12 protein-coding genes, 1 tRNA gene and 2 rRNA genes (1 of these 15 cut by a window edge) are annotated in these 15,311 nt (G+C 64.6%); 8 read left to right on the forward strand and 7 right to left on the reverse strand.

All coding sequences use genetic code 11. The features are described 5' to 3' along the window. From ABC728_RS14695 to ABC728_RS14705, 3 genes are all read right to left on the reverse strand, one after another. A 23S ribosomal RNA gene (locus tag ABC728_RS14695) occupies positions 1-832 on the reverse strand; it reaches 1,918 nt to the left of the window's first position. 302 nt (positions 833-1,134) lie between these two features. Beyond that, positions 1,135-1,210: transfer RNA gene (locus ABC728_RS14700), tRNA-Ala, on the reverse strand. A 170-nt stretch (positions 1,211-1,380) separates the two neighbouring features. Further along, a 16S ribosomal RNA gene (locus ABC728_RS14705) occupies positions 1,381-2,869 on the reverse strand. The 16S and 23S rRNA genes sit together here with 1 tRNA gene alongside, the layout of an rRNA operon. A gap of 1,076 nt (positions 2,870-3,945) precedes the next feature. Here ABC728_RS14705 and ABC728_RS14710 point away from each other — a divergent pair. From ABC728_RS14710 to ABC728_RS14725, 4 genes are all read left to right on the forward strand, one after another. Then, positions 3,946-4,518 (forward strand): DUF2087 domain-containing protein, encoded by a 573-nt coding sequence (locus ABC728_RS14710; protein WP_416622188.1) that lies wholly within the window; start codon positions 3,946-3,948, stop codon positions 4,516-4,518. Between the two features lie 136 nt (positions 4,519-4,654). Then, positions 4,655-4,990, forward strand: a complete 336-nt coding sequence (locus tag ABC728_RS14715; RefSeq protein ID WP_416622189.1) for a YbjQ family protein — start codon at positions 4,655-4,657, stop codon at positions 4,988-4,990. After that, the gene (locus ABC728_RS14720) at positions 4,990-5,688 is read left to right on the forward strand and encodes a hypothetical protein (RefSeq protein ID WP_416622190.1); all 699 of its coding nucleotides are present in this window, start codon (positions 4,990-4,992) and stop codon (positions 5,686-5,688) included. Before ABC728_RS14715 ends, ABC728_RS14720 begins: the two co-directional genes overlap by 1 nt. Positions 5,689-6,013: 325 nt before the next feature. After that, a complete protein-coding gene (locus ABC728_RS14725; protein WP_416622191.1) occupies positions 6,014-7,234 on the forward strand; it encodes an MFS transporter in 1,221 nt (406 codons plus the stop codon). A gap of 9 nt (positions 7,235-7,243) precedes the next feature. On the opposite strand, the gene eutC is transcribed toward ABC728_RS14725, so the two are convergent. From eutC to purB, 3 genes are all read right to left on the reverse strand, one after another. After that, positions 7,244-8,026: an ethanolamine ammonia-lyase subunit EutC gene (gene eutC / locus ABC728_RS14730; RefSeq protein WP_416622192.1), complete on the reverse strand. Its 783-nt coding sequence runs from the start codon at positions 8,024-8,026 to the stop codon at positions 7,244-7,246. After that, a complete protein-coding gene (locus ABC728_RS14735) occupies positions 8,023-9,414 on the reverse strand; it encodes an ethanolamine ammonia-lyase subunit EutB (RefSeq protein WP_416622193.1) in 1,392 nt (463 codons plus the stop codon). Before ABC728_RS14735 ends, eutC begins: the two co-directional genes overlap by 4 nt. Before the next feature lie 294 nt (positions 9,415-9,708). Next, positions 9,709-11,004 carry an adenylosuccinate lyase gene (gene purB, locus ABC728_RS14740; RefSeq protein WP_416622194.1) on the reverse strand — a complete coding sequence of 432 codons (1,296 nt, stop codon included), beginning with the start codon at positions 11,002-11,004 and terminating at the stop codon, positions 9,709-9,711. Positions 11,005-11,440: 436 nt separating this feature from the next. Between purB and ABC728_RS14745 the strand changes: the two genes are divergently transcribed. The 4 genes from ABC728_RS14745 to ABC728_RS14760 all read left to right on the forward strand — a co-directional run bounded on the left by ABC728_RS14745 (position 11,441) and on the right by ABC728_RS14760 (position 14,213). After that, positions 11,441-12,715 (forward strand): hypothetical protein, encoded by a 1,275-nt coding sequence (locus ABC728_RS14745; RefSeq protein WP_416622195.1) that lies wholly within the window; start codon positions 11,441-11,443, stop codon positions 12,713-12,715. Between the two features lie 200 nt (positions 12,716-12,915). Continuing rightward, complete coding sequence (locus ABC728_RS14750) at positions 12,916-13,206, forward strand: hypothetical protein (protein ID WP_416622196.1); 291 nt, start codon at positions 12,916-12,918, stop codon at positions 13,204-13,206. 3 nt (positions 13,207-13,209) lie between these two features. Beyond that, the gene (locus ABC728_RS14755) at positions 13,210-13,443 is read left to right on the forward strand and encodes a hypothetical protein (RefSeq protein WP_416622197.1); all 234 of its coding nucleotides are present in this window, start codon (positions 13,210-13,212) and stop codon (positions 13,441-13,443) included. Continuing rightward, positions 13,440-14,213, forward strand: coding sequence for a glycerophosphodiester phosphodiesterase (locus ABC728_RS14760; RefSeq protein ID WP_416622198.1), 774 nt, complete (start codon positions 13,440-13,442; stop codon positions 14,211-14,213). The genes ABC728_RS14755 and ABC728_RS14760 overlap by 4 nt, the downstream gene beginning before the upstream one ends. Positions 14,214-14,252: 39 nt before the next feature. On the opposite strand, the gene ABC728_RS14765 is transcribed toward ABC728_RS14760, so the two are convergent. Then, positions 14,253-15,269, reverse strand: coding sequence for a sensor histidine kinase (locus tag ABC728_RS14765; protein WP_416622199.1), 1,017 nt, complete (start codon positions 15,267-15,269; stop codon positions 14,253-14,255). Between the last annotated feature and the right edge of the window lie 42 nt (positions 15,270-15,311).

A 15,311-nucleotide genomic window follows, 5' to 3' on the forward strand; every position in this document is an offset into this window, starting at 1 on the left:
CCATCCGACGCGCTACCTAAATAGCTTTCGCGGAGAACCAGCTATTTCCTGATTTGATTGGCCTTTCACCCCTAGCCACAGCTCATCTCCGACTTTTTCAACAGGCGTGAGTTCGGTCCTCCAGTGCATGTTACTGCACCTTCAACCTGGCCATGGCTAGATCATCAGGTTTCGGGTCTACAACCGGCAACTATAAGCGCCCTATTCAAACTCGCTTTCGCTACGCCTCCAGCTATCGCCTTAAGCTCGCTGCCGACTGTAAGTCGCTGACCCATTATACAAAAGGTACGCCGTCACCCCGCAAGGAGGCTCCGACTGTTTGTAGGCATCCGGTTTCAGGTGCTCTTTCACTCCCCTCGTCGGGGTGCTTTTCACCTTTCCCTCACGGTACTGGTTCACTATCGGTCACTGAGGAGTACTTAGGCTTGGAGGGTGGTCCCCCCATGTTCAGACAGGATTTCACGTGTCCCGCCCTACTCAAGGATTGATCTCGATTTACCTGTACGGGGCTATCACCCGCTTTGGCCCGACTTTCCAGACGGTTCCAGTTATGTAAGATCAACCACTGGCCTGGTCCGCGTTCGCTCGCCACTACTAGCGGAGTCTCGGTTGATGTCCTTTCCTCCGGGTACTTAGATGTTTCAGTTCCCCGGGTTCGCTTCCCAAACCTATGGATTCAGTTTGGGATACCTGTTGCCAGGTGGGTTTCCCCATTCGGATATTCACGGATCAAAGCTTGCTCGCAGCTCCCCATGACTTTTCGCAGCGTGCCACGTCCTTCATCGCCTCTCAGTGCCAAGGCATCCACCAGATGCCCTTAAGACGCTTGATCCATTCATCACGCTCACGCGCAGGGACAAGCCCACACATCATGAACACAACAAACAGCACTATCCGCTCTCCAGGTGTCCCTCATCCCGCTGACGCAGAATGACGACAGAACCAGACCTTCTCGGCTAAGAGGCCAGATCCCCTGCAAAGCGGAACCCATTCGGTCACACTTCACAAAACCATTTTCACGATGTCCAAGAACCGGCAGCCCTTGCTGCCTACAGTCACCCTTTCAGGCAACCGATCTGTTGCTTCCCATGGATCCTCACCACCGCCTCAAACTCAACGTTACGCAACGGAGCTTGGTGGAGGCGGACGGGATCGAACCGACGACCTCATGCTTGCAAAGCACGCGCTCTCCCAACTGAGCTACGCCCCCAATCTCTCGGGAAAAGTCAAGCGGTGACCCCAATGACAAAGCCCGGTGCGATCAAGCACCAGGCCCTATCATCTGATCCATGAGAAGGGATGCGGAGACGGCGGACCCATCACCAAGGTGATGTCCCGGATAAGCCCGGGATTACGTCCAAAGGGAAGGTTCTTCCTTAGAAAGGAGGTGATCCAGCCGCAGGTTCCCCTACGGCTACCTTGTTACGACTTCACCCCAGTCGCTGACCGTACCGTGGTCGGCTGCCTCCCGAAGGTTAGCGCACCGGCTTCAGGTAAAGCCAACTCCCATGGTGTGACGGGCGGTGTGTACAAGGCCCGGGAACGTATTCACCGCGGCGTGCTGATCCGCGATTACTAGCGATTCCAACTTCATGCACCCGAGTTGCAGAGTGCAATCCGAACTGAGATGGCTTTTGGAGATTCGCTTCCATTCGCATGGTCGCTGCCCACTGTCACCACCATTGTAGCACGTGTGTAGCCCAACCCGTAAGGGCCATGAGGACTTGACGTCATCCCCGCCTTCCTCCGGCTTGTCACCGGCAGTTCTGCTAGAGTGCCCAACTGAATGATGGCAACTAACAGTGGGGGTTGCGCTCGTTGCGGGACTTAACCCAACATCTCACGACACGAGCTGACGACAGCCATGCAGCACCTGTGTCCCGGTCCCCGAAGGGAAAACCACATCTCTGTGGCGGTCCAGGCATGTCAAGGGTTGGTAAGGTTCTGCGCGTTGCTTCGAATTAAACCACATGCTCCACCGCTTGTGCGGGCCCCCGTCAATTCCTTTGAGTTTCAACCTTGCGGCCGTACTCCCCAGGCGGTCGGCTTAATGCGTTAGCTGCGACACTGAAACCCTAAGGGCCCCAACGTCTAGCCGACATCGTTTACGGCGTGGACTACCAGGGTATCTAATCCTGTTTGCTCCCCACGCTTTCGCGCCTCAGCGTCAGTTACCGTCCAGTGGGCCGCCTTCGCCACCGGTGTTCTTCCCAATATCTACGAATTTCACCTCTACACTGGGAATTCCACCCACCTCTCCGGTACTCTAGCCTGCCAGTCTCAAGCGCAGTTCCCAGGTTAAGCCCGGGGCTTTCACGCCTGACTTGACAAGCCGCCTACGCGCCCTTTACGCCCAGTAATTCCGAACAACGCTAGCCCCCTTCGTATTACCGCGGCTGCTGGCACGAAGTTAGCCGGGGCTTCTTCTCACGTTACCGTCATCATCGTCACGTGCGAAAGAGCTTTACAACCCGAAGGCCTTCATCACTCACGCGGCATGGCTGGATCAGGCTTCCGCCCATTGTCCAATATTCCCCACTGCTGCCTCCCGTAGGAGTCTGGGCCGTGTCTCAGTCCCAGTGTGGCTGATCATCCTCTCAGACCAGCTACTGATCGTCGGCTTGGTAGGCCGTTACCCCACCAACTACCTAATCAGACGCGGGCTGCTCCTTTGGCGATAAATCTTTCCCCCACAGGGCTCATCCGGTATTAGCGTCCGTTTCCAGACGTTATTCCGAACCAAAGGGTACATTCCCACGTGTTACTCACCCGTGCGCCACTCACCAGTCCGAAGACCAATGCGTTCGACTTGCATGTGTTAGGCCTGCCGCCAGCGTTCGTTCTGAGCCAGGATCAAACTCTCAGGTTTTATGCGGCTCGCTCGCCTAAGCAAACAAACCTCGTTGACGGATACGAAAAAACGCCAAACTTCCCAATCGTCTGCCCTAACCCATCCACCATCCATAGACCCGATAAGGTCAATAGCGTGGATGGCGTATAGAGCAACATGTACCAGGATGCTCAAGCGCCATACGTATCCATACGAACCAGACCCTCCAGCTCATAAAGACCCGCCGCCTGCGCATCCCTTCTCAACAAATTCACTTGTCCAAGAACCTTGGCCGCCACAAGGCAAGCCAAACGACACCCGCCAACCGGCTCAACACCGGCCAACCAAACCCCAACATAAAGAAGAGGAAGGCATCAATGGCAGCGACCCCAAGGCCACCGCCCGACCCCTTCTCATCTAGGCCTTCCGGTCTAAACCGTCAAGCCCCAAATCCAGGGATCATTCAACCATCGCCGCCAGAGCGTCTCCGGCGCGTCGGTGGGGCGCTTTCTACTCGCTCCACCAAACCCCGTCAACCAGTTTTTTTCACCGTCCCGTCTTTTTTTTAAACCGCCCAGACAGACGACCCAAAACAACAAAGACAAAACAAACCAGCCAACAGACGCAGGCAAAAATGCCCACAGCCACGATGATCTTTTCCAACAATGTCAGTGGCTTAAAACCACCAAGAACCGCCCGCACCGCCACAACCACCAGGGCCGCCTCGCTGCGGGAGCCGGGGTATAGGACAGACCTTCACTCATGCGCAACAAAAATCTGAACTGCTCAGACACTTTCTTCAGGAAGGCCCACGGATGCGGGGTGGATGCCCCCGCTGAAGAAGATCCTCATCTATGCGGGAGGTGCCCGCAGCTCTATGCCTGAGTTGCGCGCAGCCGTCCGCTGGTCAAGGGGCCGTCAGCATGATATGAAACCGTTCATCGGTCGGCAGTTCACCCAGGCGTCGCCAGCCCGTCCATCGGGCCGCTAAACCTGCCTTGAGACGCAATCCCGTCCCAAACCCGTTTCGACCCGTCACCCAGGCGTGCCGCGTCGGCAAGATGGCGACCACCGACGGTTCCCGATGGATAAAGGCGCGCAGATGGTGGATTCCCATGTCGAAGCAACATCTTTCCTTCCAGGTGACCGATATTGGTGCCCTGGCCAAATCGTTGAAATCCCAGATCGGTGTCCATGAGGGGCCGCTGGGTCATGTCCATCTGCTGAACATGCTTGCCCGCGGGGCCGGTTACCGGAATTTCCAGCATTACCGGACCCAGGCCGTAGCGCTGGAACGGCTGGAACAGCCCCCATCCCCTGTGGCCCCCGGTCCGGAGGTGGATCTGGGGCGCATCAGGCGGCTGCTGCGCCATTTCGATGAACAGGGGCGGCTGGTCCGCTGGCCCAACAAGTTCAACGAGCAGGCCACCTGCCTGTGGGTGATCTGGTCGCGGCTGCCGGCGCGGACCAGCTTCACCGAGCGCGGCATCAGCAAAGCCATCCAGGCAGAACACCTGTTCGGCGATTTCGCGCTGCTGCGCCGCGAATTGGTCGAACAGGGGCTGGTCAGCCGCACCCCCGATTGCCGCGATTATCGCCGCATCGAGCGGGCACCCCCTGCCGATGCCCGGACCCTGATCCACTATCTGGCGCCAAGGCTGCATCCGCGCACGCCGGCAGCGGCCTGACCCGCCAGGTCTGCACCAGGTCCGCAGAGGAGAGCCGATTTCCCCGTCGCCGGAAGCACCGGCGGCGGGGATGCCTTGTCCGGCCCCGATGGCACTGTCATGCTCCCCCCGCATAACATTGGAGGAGCAGCCGGTCATGATCCTGTCGACCCTGGACACACCGCCGGGATACCGCATCATCCGGCACCTGGGGCTCGTCCAGGGCAGCAGCGTGCGGTCCAAGCATCTGGGACGCGACATCGCGGCGGCCATGAAGGAACTGATCGGCGGGGAACTGCGCGGCTACACCGAGCTGCTGAACGAGGCGAGGGAAGAGGCGACCGCCCGCATGCGGGCGGCGGCCGCCGGAATGGGGGCCAATGCCATCCTGTCCATCCGGTTCGGCAGCGCCAGCATCGGCAGCGGGGCCGCGGAGATCCTGGCCTATGGCACAGCCGTGGAACTGGAGATGCTGACCGATGGAGCCGCCTGATGCCCGATCAGCCGCCTGACCGGCCGCCGACTGGCATGGAATGGCTGGAATGGCTGGAAACGGCCGGCCGGTTCTTTGATGAATGGTGGCTGGCCGGCGTGGCCCTGGCCTTGCTGTTCAACGTGAGTTGGTTTTCCACCAGTTTCTGGCTGGAACGACGCCACCACCGGCGCCTGACGGAGATAGCGACGCCGACGGCCGGCATCCTGCTTCTGTCGGGACGGCCCCCGGCCGGTGCCGGCAACCCCATCCTTCTGCAGGCAATCATGGTTCTGGCATCGCCCCCGCTGGGCCGGCTGAGCGTCCTGCTGCGCCGCATGATCGGCGGCCCCATCGTGACGAGGCAGCGCGATGTCGAGCGCGCCCGGCGAGAGACACTGCTGCGTCTGCGCCGGGCGGCGGTGGACCGGGGCGCCGATATCCTGGCCGGGCTGGAATATGTCCATATCGAGATGGGGTCCGGCCGCACGGCCGTGCTGGCCACGGCCACGGGCTTCACCAGCCGGCGGCCCTCCCCCTCCTTCCCCACAGAGGCGATTGGCGCCGTTCCGCCCCGTCCCTTGCGCGAATTGCTGCTGATCATCGCCATACTGGTCGGCCTGGCCCTGATGGCCGATGCGGCCGACCGCTTCCTTGGCCTGGGGATGAGTGCCGTATGGGACCCGCATCGCCGGTGGAACGGACAGGGCATGGACTGATACTATTTGCGGTGATCAGACCCAATTGGTTCTGATGATCCCCTTCAATCGCCGGCGCCACCATTCGTTGGCGCGGGCGACGCCGCACGAACGGCGCGGCGGCGGTCGCCGCCGGACCAGCTTGCGATGAGTTGATTTCATCGCAAGCTGGTATGACAAGGGGGTAAGGGCAAGGGAGCGGGGGCAAGGGAGCGGGGGCAAGTTGCGCAAAGCGGGATGGACGCGCCCGCGCCTGCGGTCTATCAAGACGCCTACCCCGCGTTGCAACCGGTGGAGCCCCGCCCTGTCCGCCCTTCCCGCGCAAGAACGCCGTGTCGCCTGGTTGATGACGGCCGTGCAGTTCGTCAGCGTGCTGTCCTTCATGGTGGTCATGCCGCTGGGGCCGGACTATGCGCTGGACCTGGGCATCGACGCATCCCGGGTCGGGTGGGTCCTGGCCTCCTATACGATATCATCGGCCGTGATCGGGCTGATGGCGGCCACGGTGCTGGACCGGTTCGACCGGCGCCCGGCGCTGGGCCTCTGCATGATCGGGCTGGTGCTGTGCAATGTGGCAGCGGCCTTCGCCGTGGATCTGTGGACCCTGATGGCCGCCCGCGCCCTGGCCGGGCTGTTCGGCGGGCCGGCCGGCGCCCTGTCGGTCGCCATCGTGGCCGACAATGTCCCGCCCGAGCGACGGGGCAAGGCCATGGGCATGGTGATGGGCGCATTGTCGATCAGTGCCGTGCTGGGGGTTCCGGTCGCCCTGGAACTGTCACACCTGTTCGGCTGGCGCGTGCCTTTCCTGGCCGTGGCCGGGCTGGGCCTGGTGATCATCGTGGCAGCGGTGCGCCTGTTGGGCCCGCAGCGCCTGCACATGACGGGGCCGCCCATCACCCTGTCGGAGGCCCCGGCCCATCTGTGGCGCATCGCGCGCGGCCCCTTGCCGACGCTGGCCTTCGCACTGTCCTTCATCGCCATCGTGCCCAGCTTCATGCTGATCACGAATATGGCCGTGTTCGTGCAGTTCAACCTGGGCTTCCCGCGCGAACAGCTTGGCATGCTCTACATGGTGGGCGGGGTGCTGAGCTTCTTCGGCATGCGCGCCACCGGCAGCCTGGTGGACCGTTACGGGTCGACGCCGGTGACGACGGGCACGGCGCTGGGCCTGTCGATGCTGATCTGGCTGCTCTATTATGACTGGCAGTGGGCGGCACTGCCCATCATCGCGCTTGTCCCCGGCTTCATGATCTTCAACAGCGCCCGCATGGTGGCGCAAAGTGCCGCCATATCGAAGGTGCCGGCACCGGCCGACCGGGCGGGATTCATGGCGCTGGTGCAATCGGTGACGCAGATTGCCGGCGGTTCCGCCGCCCTGCTGGCCTCCGCCGTGCTGGATACCGGCCCGCAGGGCGAGCTACGGCATATGGAGGTGGTGGCCCTGGTGGCCCTGGGTGTCACGTTGCTGGCCCCGCCGCTGATCTGGGCCCTGGAACGCCGCCTGCCCAAGGATGCCGGTATCAGCCATCGCGTGCGGGCCGCCATGAAAGGGTCCTCGGGCGGTTGATCCCGGCCGTCAGGCGCCGGCCAAGGCGGCCGGCCGGTCCTGTTTCAGCCCGATCCCCGTCAACCCCAGGCGGCGCGCCTGCCCCATCAGCCAGGCGATCATCTCCGCAGCCGGAACCGGGGGATAGCCGTCGGGCCGGATGTTGGAAACACAGTTGCGATCCGCATCCCGCGTCAGGCCCGGCCGCGGCGCGAAGGTGAGGTAGGCGCCGATGCTGTCGGCCGCCGTCAGGCCCGGCCGTTCCCCGATCAGCACCAGCGCCATGGCGGCATTGAGGGTGGCGGCGACATCATCGCCCAGCGCCACCCGCGCCTGCCGCGCCATGACCAGGGGCGCCAGGTCCCAACCCGCCAGATGGCCCAGCAATTCCCCCACCAGCGCCGCGCCGTGATCCTGCAGGGCATGGGCGGACAAGCCATCCGCCAGAACGATCACGGCGTCATAAGAGGTTCTGCCGGTGCCATCCCCCTGGCAGCGCGCCCCGGAAAGCAGCAACCCGTCATCCGGATGCAGACGCCGGCCCAGGTCGAGCCGCTGGAGATAGGTGGCGCGGTCGGGCGCCCGGCTGCGCACCGTCAGAACGGGATGGCCGGCCAGGGCATCGGCCAGGGCATCGGCATCGAAAGGTTGGTGGACCGCATCGCGGGCCAGCGCATGGGCGGCCTGGAATTCCAGCAGCCGGGCCGTGGGCAGCCCGTCGCCCGCCCGGCCCAGCGCGATGCGGGCCGGGGTGAAGCGGCGCAGTCGGGCCCAAGGGTCGAAGTCGAAACCGCCGGCATCCCCATGCTTCATGGCATCACCCCTTCGATGAGCCGCCGGGCCCCGCTGTCATCGGACAGGCTGGGACGGATGCAGCCCCGGCCGTCCATCACGCCCATCCGCCCCAGCCACGCCTCGAACTCCGGTGCGGGACGCAGGCCCAGGGCGGCGCGGACATAATTGGCATCATGAAAGGATGTGCTCTGGTAGGACAGCATCACATCATCCGCCCCCGGCACCCCCATGATGTAGGAACAGCCGGCCACGCCCAGCAGGGTCAGCAGATTGTCCATGTCATCCTGATCGGCCTCGGCATGGTTGGTGTAACAGACATCCACCCCCATCGGCAGGCCCAGCAGCTTGCCGCAGCAATGATCCTCCAGCCCCGCCCGGATGATCTGCTTGCCGTCATAGAGATATTCGGGGCCGATGAAGCCCACGACGCTGTTGACCAGCAACGGGTCGAAGGCCCGCGCCACGCCCTGGGCCCGCACCTCCATCGTCTGCTGGTCGATGCCGTGATGGGCATCGGCGGACAGGGCACTGCCCTGCCCCGTCTCGAAATACATCACATTGCGGCCGATGCTGCCGCGTTCCAGCGCCTGTGCCGCCGCGTGCGCCTCCCGCAGGATCGCCAGGTCGATGCCGAACGACCGGTTTGCCGCCTGCGACCCGGCGATGGACTGGAACACCAGATCGACGGGCCCGCCTTGTTCCATCACCTGCAAAAGGGTGGTGACATGGGCCAGCACGCAGGATTGAACGGGCGCATCGAAACGGTGGCGCAGCTCATCGATCATGGACAGCAGGTCCAGGCAGCGCCCCACCGAATCGGTGGCCGGATTGATGCCAATGATGGCATCACCGCAACCATACATCAAGCCGTCCAGGATGGAGGCGGCGATAGCCTTGGGATCATCGGTCGGATGGTTGGGCTGCAGGCGAACCGACAGGCGGCCCGGCAGGCCGATCGTCGTGCGGAAGGCGGTGACGACCCGGACCTTGCGCGCCACCGCGATCAGGTCCTGATTGCGCATCAGCTTGGACACCGCGGCCACCATCTCCGGCGTCAGGCCGGGTGCGAGCGCGCCCAGTGCCCCCGTCGTGGCCGCGTCGGACAGCAGCCAGTCGCGAAACTGCCCCACCGTCATGGCGCGCACGGGCGCGAAGGCGGCCGCGTCATGGCTGTCCATGATCAGGCGCGTCACCTCGTCCCTTTCATAGGGGATCAGCGGTTCGGACAGGAAGGTTGCCAGCGGCAGGTCGGCCAGCGCAAGGCGCGCCGCCACCCGTTCGGCGTCGCTGCGGGCCGCCACACCGGCCAGATGGTCACCCGACCGGGCCGGCGTGGCGCGGGCCAGCAGGCACGCCAGGTCATCGAAGCGATGGACCGTCCCTGCCAAGGTCGCGCTGTAGGCCATGCCCACCCCCTGCCGTGCCGTGCCGTGCGGGGTGAAAGCGTAGCAGACGCGGTGGTGCTGGCAAGTGCCGGTGGCGCCGCCCGAGGGGGGAAGGGCCGCACGGGCCGGAACAACGATGTCCGGGCGATGCGGCCCTTTCATACTGCTGGCACAATTGATCGACCTTCGGCCTATCGATTGCGCCACAGTCGCCGGTGCCGGCATGCCCCGGCAAGGGCTCGGCGGCACGGGCCGCGCGGCGACCGCCGCCGCCATATCAACGGCCGAATGTTTCGACCGTCGTATTCCCCGGGATCACACGCCGAAGACGCGGCGGAAGATCGTGTCCGCGTGCTTGGTGTGATAGCCAAGGTCGAAGGCATCATCGATGGCCGACGCCGTCAGATGCTTCATCACATCGGCATCGGATTTCAGCATGGTGCGGAAATCCTTGCCCTCCAGCCAGACGGGCATGGCATTGCGCTGCACCGCGCGATAGGCATCCTCCCGGCTCATCCCCGCCTGGGTCAGCGCCAGCAGCACGCGCTGGGAATTGTGCAGGCCACCCAGCATGTCCAGGTTCTTCTGCAAGTTCTCCGGATAGACCACCAGCTTTTCCACCAGACCCGTGGCGCGGACCAGCGCGAAATCCAGGGTGACGGTGGCGTCGGGGCCGATCATGCGTTCCACCGACGAATGCGAGATGTCACGCTCATGCCAAAGCGTGACATTCTCCAGCGCCGGCGTGACATAGCCGCGCACGATGCGCGACAGGCCCGACAGGTTCTCCGACAGAACCGGGTTGCGCTTGTGCGGCATGGCGCTGCTGCCCTTCTGGCCGGGGGAGAAATATTCCTCCGCCTCGCGCACTTCGGAGCGCTGCAGGTGCCGGACCTCGGTGGCCAGATTGTCCAGGCTGGCGGCGATCACGCCCAGGGTCGCAAAGAACATGGCGTGGCGGTCGCGCGGGATCACCTGGGTGGAATGCGGCTCCACCGACAGGCCCAGCTTTTCCGCCACATATTCCTCAACGAACGGATCGATATTGGCAAATGTGCCCACCGCACCGGAAATGGCGCAGGTGGCGATCTCGGCGCGGGCCGCTTCCAGACGCTTGCGATTGCGGGCGAAGGCGGCGTAATGGCCGGCCAGCTTCACGCCGAAGGTGGTCGGCTCGGCATGGATGCCGTGGCTGCGGCCGATGGTGGGCGTATATTTATGTTCAAGCGACCGGCGCTTCAGCGCATCCAGCAGCCGGTCCAGATCGGCCAGCAGCAGGTCGGCGGCCTGGGTCAATTGTACGGCCAGGCAGGTATCCAGCACGTCGGAACTGGTCATGCCCTGATGGACGAAGCGCGCCTCCGGGCCGACATGTTCGGCCAGGTTGGTCAGGAAGGCGATGACATCGTGCTTGGTCTCCCGCTCGATCTCGTCGATGCGGTCGATCTCCCAGGCGCCGCGTTCCCACACGGCCTTGGCAGCCTCGGCCGGGATCACCCCCAGCTTGGCCTGCGCATCGCAGGCATGGGCTTCGATCTCGAACCAGATGCGGAACCGGTTCTCCGGGTCCCAGATGCGGGTCATTTCGGGGCGGGAGTAGCGGGGGATCATGGTCGTCGGCCCTGGCGCTGAAGGGTGGCGGGAAAGGCGGGCGGACCATAAGGGCAAGCGGTCGCGCTGACCAGTGCCGGCCCCGACAGGGTGCCATGCCCGCCGGCCCCGGCCGGGCCATGCCTGATGCCTGTGGCGAAAAAGGCACGCCCCACTTCCCCTGTCAGGCCCTCGCCAAAGGTCGGGGTTACAGTTTCATGAAATTAACCTTCATTCTGGGCCTGTTCCGATGTGCTGGCCAGTATTCGGCGCCGATCCCATCATCGGCGCAGCTATTCGTGCGGCATATCACTACAGGCATTGCTGGATTCTGGTCACATTTCGGGGAAGAACCCGACAGTTTCCCGCTTCTTGGGTGTGACCATGGCCGGCCTGGCCCCCGAACGCAAACGAACGAGTACCCCCGAAGGGGGTCCGCCCATGGGAGGATTGGCTTATGAGAGTTTCGTCCCGGATTGCATCCGCGCTTCTGGCCGGTGCCGCCCTGTTGGCCGTCGGCGCCGCGCCGGCCATGGCCCAGCAGGCGCCGGCCGGCGAGGTGGAGGCATTGCGTGCCCAGGTGCAGGCGCTGATGGCGCGGATCGAAAAGCTGGAGCGGGCGCCCAGCACCCCCGCCGGCCCGCCGGCCGGCAAGGACGCGCCGATGGTCGCCGCCGATGCCTATAAGGCGCCGCAGATCGTGCAGTCGGGGAACAACAAGTACAAGCTGACCCTGACCGGCTGGGTCAACCGCATGGTCACTTATGCCGATGATGGCGTCGACAACGACTTCACCTTCACCGACAATAATGGCGCCTCCTCCCGCTTCCGCCTGACGGGCGCCGCCAAGCTGAACGACGAATGGTCGGCCGGCACCGACCTGGAGCTGGAGGCGATCTCCGCCAATTCCCGCTCCTCCGGCCTTTACACCGACAGCGGCAGCTTCTCCCTCAACGAGCGCAAGATCGAGTTCTACATCGAAAGCACCCGGCTGGGCCGGCTGACGGTGGGCCAGGGCGACACGGCGTCCAACATCGCGTCGGAAGTCGACCTGTCGGGCACCGCGAACCTGGGCGGCTACAGCGATATCGGCGCCACCTTCGGCGGCATCCAGATGCGCAACAAGGCAACGGGCGCCTTCGGCGGCACCATCAACGCCCTGTTCAGCAATCTGGACGGCCTGCACCGCGAGGACCGCGTGCGCTATGACACGCCCACCTTCGGCGGCGGCTTCGTGGGGTCGACCAGCGTGACCGAAGGCGGCGCGATGGATGCCGTGCTGCGCTACAGTGGCAAGATGGGTGGGGCCACGGTGGCCGGCGCGCTGGCCTATTCCAACTCCGACAGCCGCGATCTGGCCGGCTTCGATTTCGGCGACCAGGTGAACGGCTCCATCTCCGTCCGGCTGGAGAACGGGTTCAGTGTGACCGTTGCGGGCGGCACGCGCGACCAGAAGGCCGGCTTCGACACCAATTTCTGGTACGGCAAGCTGGGCTACATGGCCAAGATGAACAGCCTGGGCAATACCGCCTTCTCCATCGATTACTTCACGCAGGACGACCTGGGCGTCCGCGGGTCGGAGGGCGATGCCTATGGCGCCTGGATCGTGCAGGTCATCGACGGACTGGCCACCGACCTTTACGCCGGCGTGCGCAACCATCAATACAAGACGCCCACCACCAATTTCCACGATGTGACCGCCGTCATGACGGGCGCGCGGGTGCGCTTCTGATCCCGGTTTTCCGACCCTGAACCCTCCTTGCCGCTGCCCGGTCGGTCGCGGTTCGGCCCGGTTTCCGCGAAAGGCGCGCGGAAGCCGGGCCTTTTTGTTTCCGCCGCCAGTGGACCGAACCGTTGAAGGTGGGCGTTTATATTGACGGGAGCATGTTTCATGCTATCTCCCCCTGACGGATATCAGGAACGGATCGCGCGATGGATGCGGCGCATGCAAGTATCGAGGGCTGGCAGATTGCCATGGGGGTGCATGCCGCCCTGACGATCCTGGCCCTGTGGCCCGCACGTCAATTGCTGCGCCGTGCCGGCCTGCCGGCCGGCTGGATGGGCTGGCTGGCCCTGCCGCTGTTCGGCTGGGCCGTCTTCGCCACCCTGCTGGCCTTCCGCCCCTGGCCGGCCCTGCCGGCCCGGCCGGAGAAACTGCACCCGCGCGAGCGGCTGAAGCGGGAACGCGCGCGCAAGGCCGCCGCTGCCGCCGGGGAGGGTTGATCCATGCCACGCTTTGGTGACCTGCTGGACATGCTGGCCTTCCTGCCCCACTGGCTGTCGATGCTGATCGTGGTGCTGACCATCACCTGGACCGTCTGCATGGCGGGGCTGGCGCTCGGCAAGACGGGACGCAACCCGCTCTGGGCCCTGGCCGTCTTCGTGTTCTTTCCGCTGCTGACCCTGGGGCTCTGGTATGTGGCGCTGTCCCGCTGGCCGCGGCTCGACCGCAAGCCATGACGGCACGACCACGGCCCGATCATCCCTATCTGGACCATGGCGGCCCCATCGCCTTCGCCCATCGCGGCGGCGGACTGGAAGCGGTGGAGAACAGCGTGGCCGCGTTCGCGCACGCCATCGATCTGGGCTATCGCTATATCGAAACCGATGTGCAACTGACCGCCGACGGGCGGCTGGTCGTCTTCCATGATGGCGAGCTGGACCGGCTGACCGACGGACAGGGCCGCCTGGACCAGTTGCCCTGGTCGGCCGTGTCGCAGGCCCGCATCGGTGGACGGGAACCCATCCCCCTGCTGGACGAGATCCTGGAGCGCTGGCCCGGATTGCGGCTGAACATCGATCCCAAATCCGATGCTGCGGCCGGGGCGCTGGCGGCGGCGTTACGGCATCACGGGGCGCTGGACCGGGTTTGCGTCGGGTCCTTTTCCGGGGCGCGGCTGGCCCGGCTGCGCGCCGAACTGGGTGGTGATCTCTGTTCGTCGGCCGGACCGGGGGAGGTGGCCCGGGTCTGGGCCGCCGGCCATGGCCTGCCCCTGCCCGGCCCCCGGGCGCCGGACTGCCTGCAGGTCCCCGTGCGCTGGCGCGGCGTGCCGCTGGTCACCCCCGGCTTTGTCCGCGCCGCCCATGCGCGCGGGCTTTTCGTACATGTCTGGACGGTGGACGAGGCGGACGAGATGAACCGCCTTCTGGACATGGGCGTGGACGGCCTGATCAGCGACCGCCCCACCCTGCTGCGCCAGGTCATGGCCGGGCGCGGCCTGTCGCTTTGATAGCCGGTTTTGCGGAAATCCGCGGCCGCTACCGCGCCGTCAGGCGGCGGCGAAGGATATGCGGGCCATCGCCCCCCGGCCACCATTCTCATCCATGGAGAAATGGCCCCCGAGTTGCTGGGTCATCAGCCGGACGAGCCGCAGTCCCAGGCTGGACACCGTGGCCGCATCGAAGCCGGGTGGCAGGCCGTTGCCGTCATCGGACACCGACAGTTCGATCCGGCTGTCCGCCGCCTGTCTGGCATCCACCCTGATGGTACCCTGGTGACGGCCGATGAAGGCATGCTCCAGGCTGTTGCTGACCAGTTCGGCCACGATCAGGGCGGCCGGAATGATCTTTTCCGGCGGCAGGGGCAGGGACGGTGCCGTCACCTGGACATCGATGCCGGCCGGTGCGCCTGCCCGAACCACATCCTCCACCAGTTCCGACAGGAACCCGGCGAAATTGCTGTGGGCCATGCCCGGATCGTGCAGGCGCCGCTGGATGCGGCCGATCGTGGCCAACCGGCTGGCGGCATCCGACAGGGCGCGGCGCGCCTTCTCGTCCGTGACATCGGCCTTTTGCAGGGCCAGCAGGGCGGAGACGATCTGGATATTGTTCGACACCCGATGCTGCAATTCGGTGAACAGCAGCGCCCGGTGCGCGGCAAGGTCGGAAGCTTCCTGTTCCGCCCGCTGGGCGCGAGCGCGTTCCAGCCGCACGCGCGTCAGGGAAACGTTCATGACATGGATGACGGCGATGTCGATCACCACGATCAGCACGAAGAACCCCAGCGCCAGCGCGCCGGGCCCGTTCAGGCCGAAACCGTCGGGCGGGATGAAGAGATACCAGGCGGCCAGGGTCGACAGCACGGCAACCAGCACGCCCGGCCACAGACCCGCGAAGAAGGTGGTCAGGATGACGGCAGGAAAGAAGGTGAGGAACGGAAAACCCGGCGGCAGACCCCAATCCGCCCACAAACGCACCATCACGGCCACCGCGAAGGAGGCCAGCGCGAACCCATAGGCGAAGACGGGAGATCGTCTTCCGGTCTCAATCGCCAATAACAGCGCCATGAACCGGGTTTTCTTCCGATAGGGGTGGGACGGGCCGGACGC

It is taken from the genome of Niveispirillum fermenti, from assembly GCF_052474395.1.

What these genes read in the sequence shown, in the direction of transcription:
- ABC728_RS14720 (WP_416622190.1), top strand. Translation starts at nt 4,990, where the DNA reads ATGCCCGATCAGCCGCCTGACCGGCCGCCGACTGGCATGGAATGGCTG.
- ABC728_RS14745 (WP_416622195.1), top strand. Translation starts at nt 11,441, where the DNA reads ATGAGAGTTTCGTCCCGGATTGCATCCGCGCTTCTGGCCGGTGCCGCC.
- ABC728_RS14725 (WP_416622191.1), top strand. Translation starts at nt 6,014, where the DNA reads ATGACGGCCGTGCAGTTCGTCAGCGTGCTGTCCTTCATGGTGGTCATG.
- ABC728_RS14710 (WP_416622188.1), top strand. Translation starts at nt 3,946, where the DNA reads ATGTCGAAGCAACATCTTTCCTTCCAGGTGACCGATATTGGTGCCCTG.
- ABC728_RS14750 (WP_416622196.1), top strand. Translation starts at nt 12,916, where the DNA reads ATGGATGCGGCGCATGCAAGTATCGAGGGCTGGCAGATTGCCATGGGG.
- ABC728_RS14760 (WP_416622198.1), top strand. Translation starts at nt 13,440, where the DNA reads ATGACGGCACGACCACGGCCCGATCATCCCTATCTGGACCATGGCGGC.
- ABC728_RS14755 (WP_416622197.1), top strand. Translation starts at nt 13,210, where the DNA reads ATGCCACGCTTTGGTGACCTGCTGGACATGCTGGCCTTCCTGCCCCAC.
- ABC728_RS14765 (WP_416622199.1), bottom strand. Translation starts at nt 15,269, where the DNA reads ATGGCGCTGTTATTGGCGATTGAGACCGGAAGACGATCTCCCGTCTTC.
- purB (WP_416622194.1), bottom strand. Translation starts at nt 11,004, where the DNA reads ATGATCCCCCGCTACTCCCGCCCCGAAATGACCCGCATCTGGGACCCG.
- ABC728_RS14735 (WP_416622193.1), bottom strand. Translation starts at nt 9,414, where the DNA reads ATGGCCTACAGCGCGACCTTGGCAGGGACGGTCCATCGCTTCGATGAC.
- eutC (WP_416622192.1), bottom strand. Translation starts at nt 8,026, where the DNA reads ATGAAGCATGGGGATGCCGGCGGTTTCGACTTCGACCCTTGGGCCCGA.
- ABC728_RS14715 (WP_416622189.1), top strand. Translation starts at nt 4,655, where the DNA reads ATGATCCTGTCGACCCTGGACACACCGCCGGGATACCGCATCATCCGG.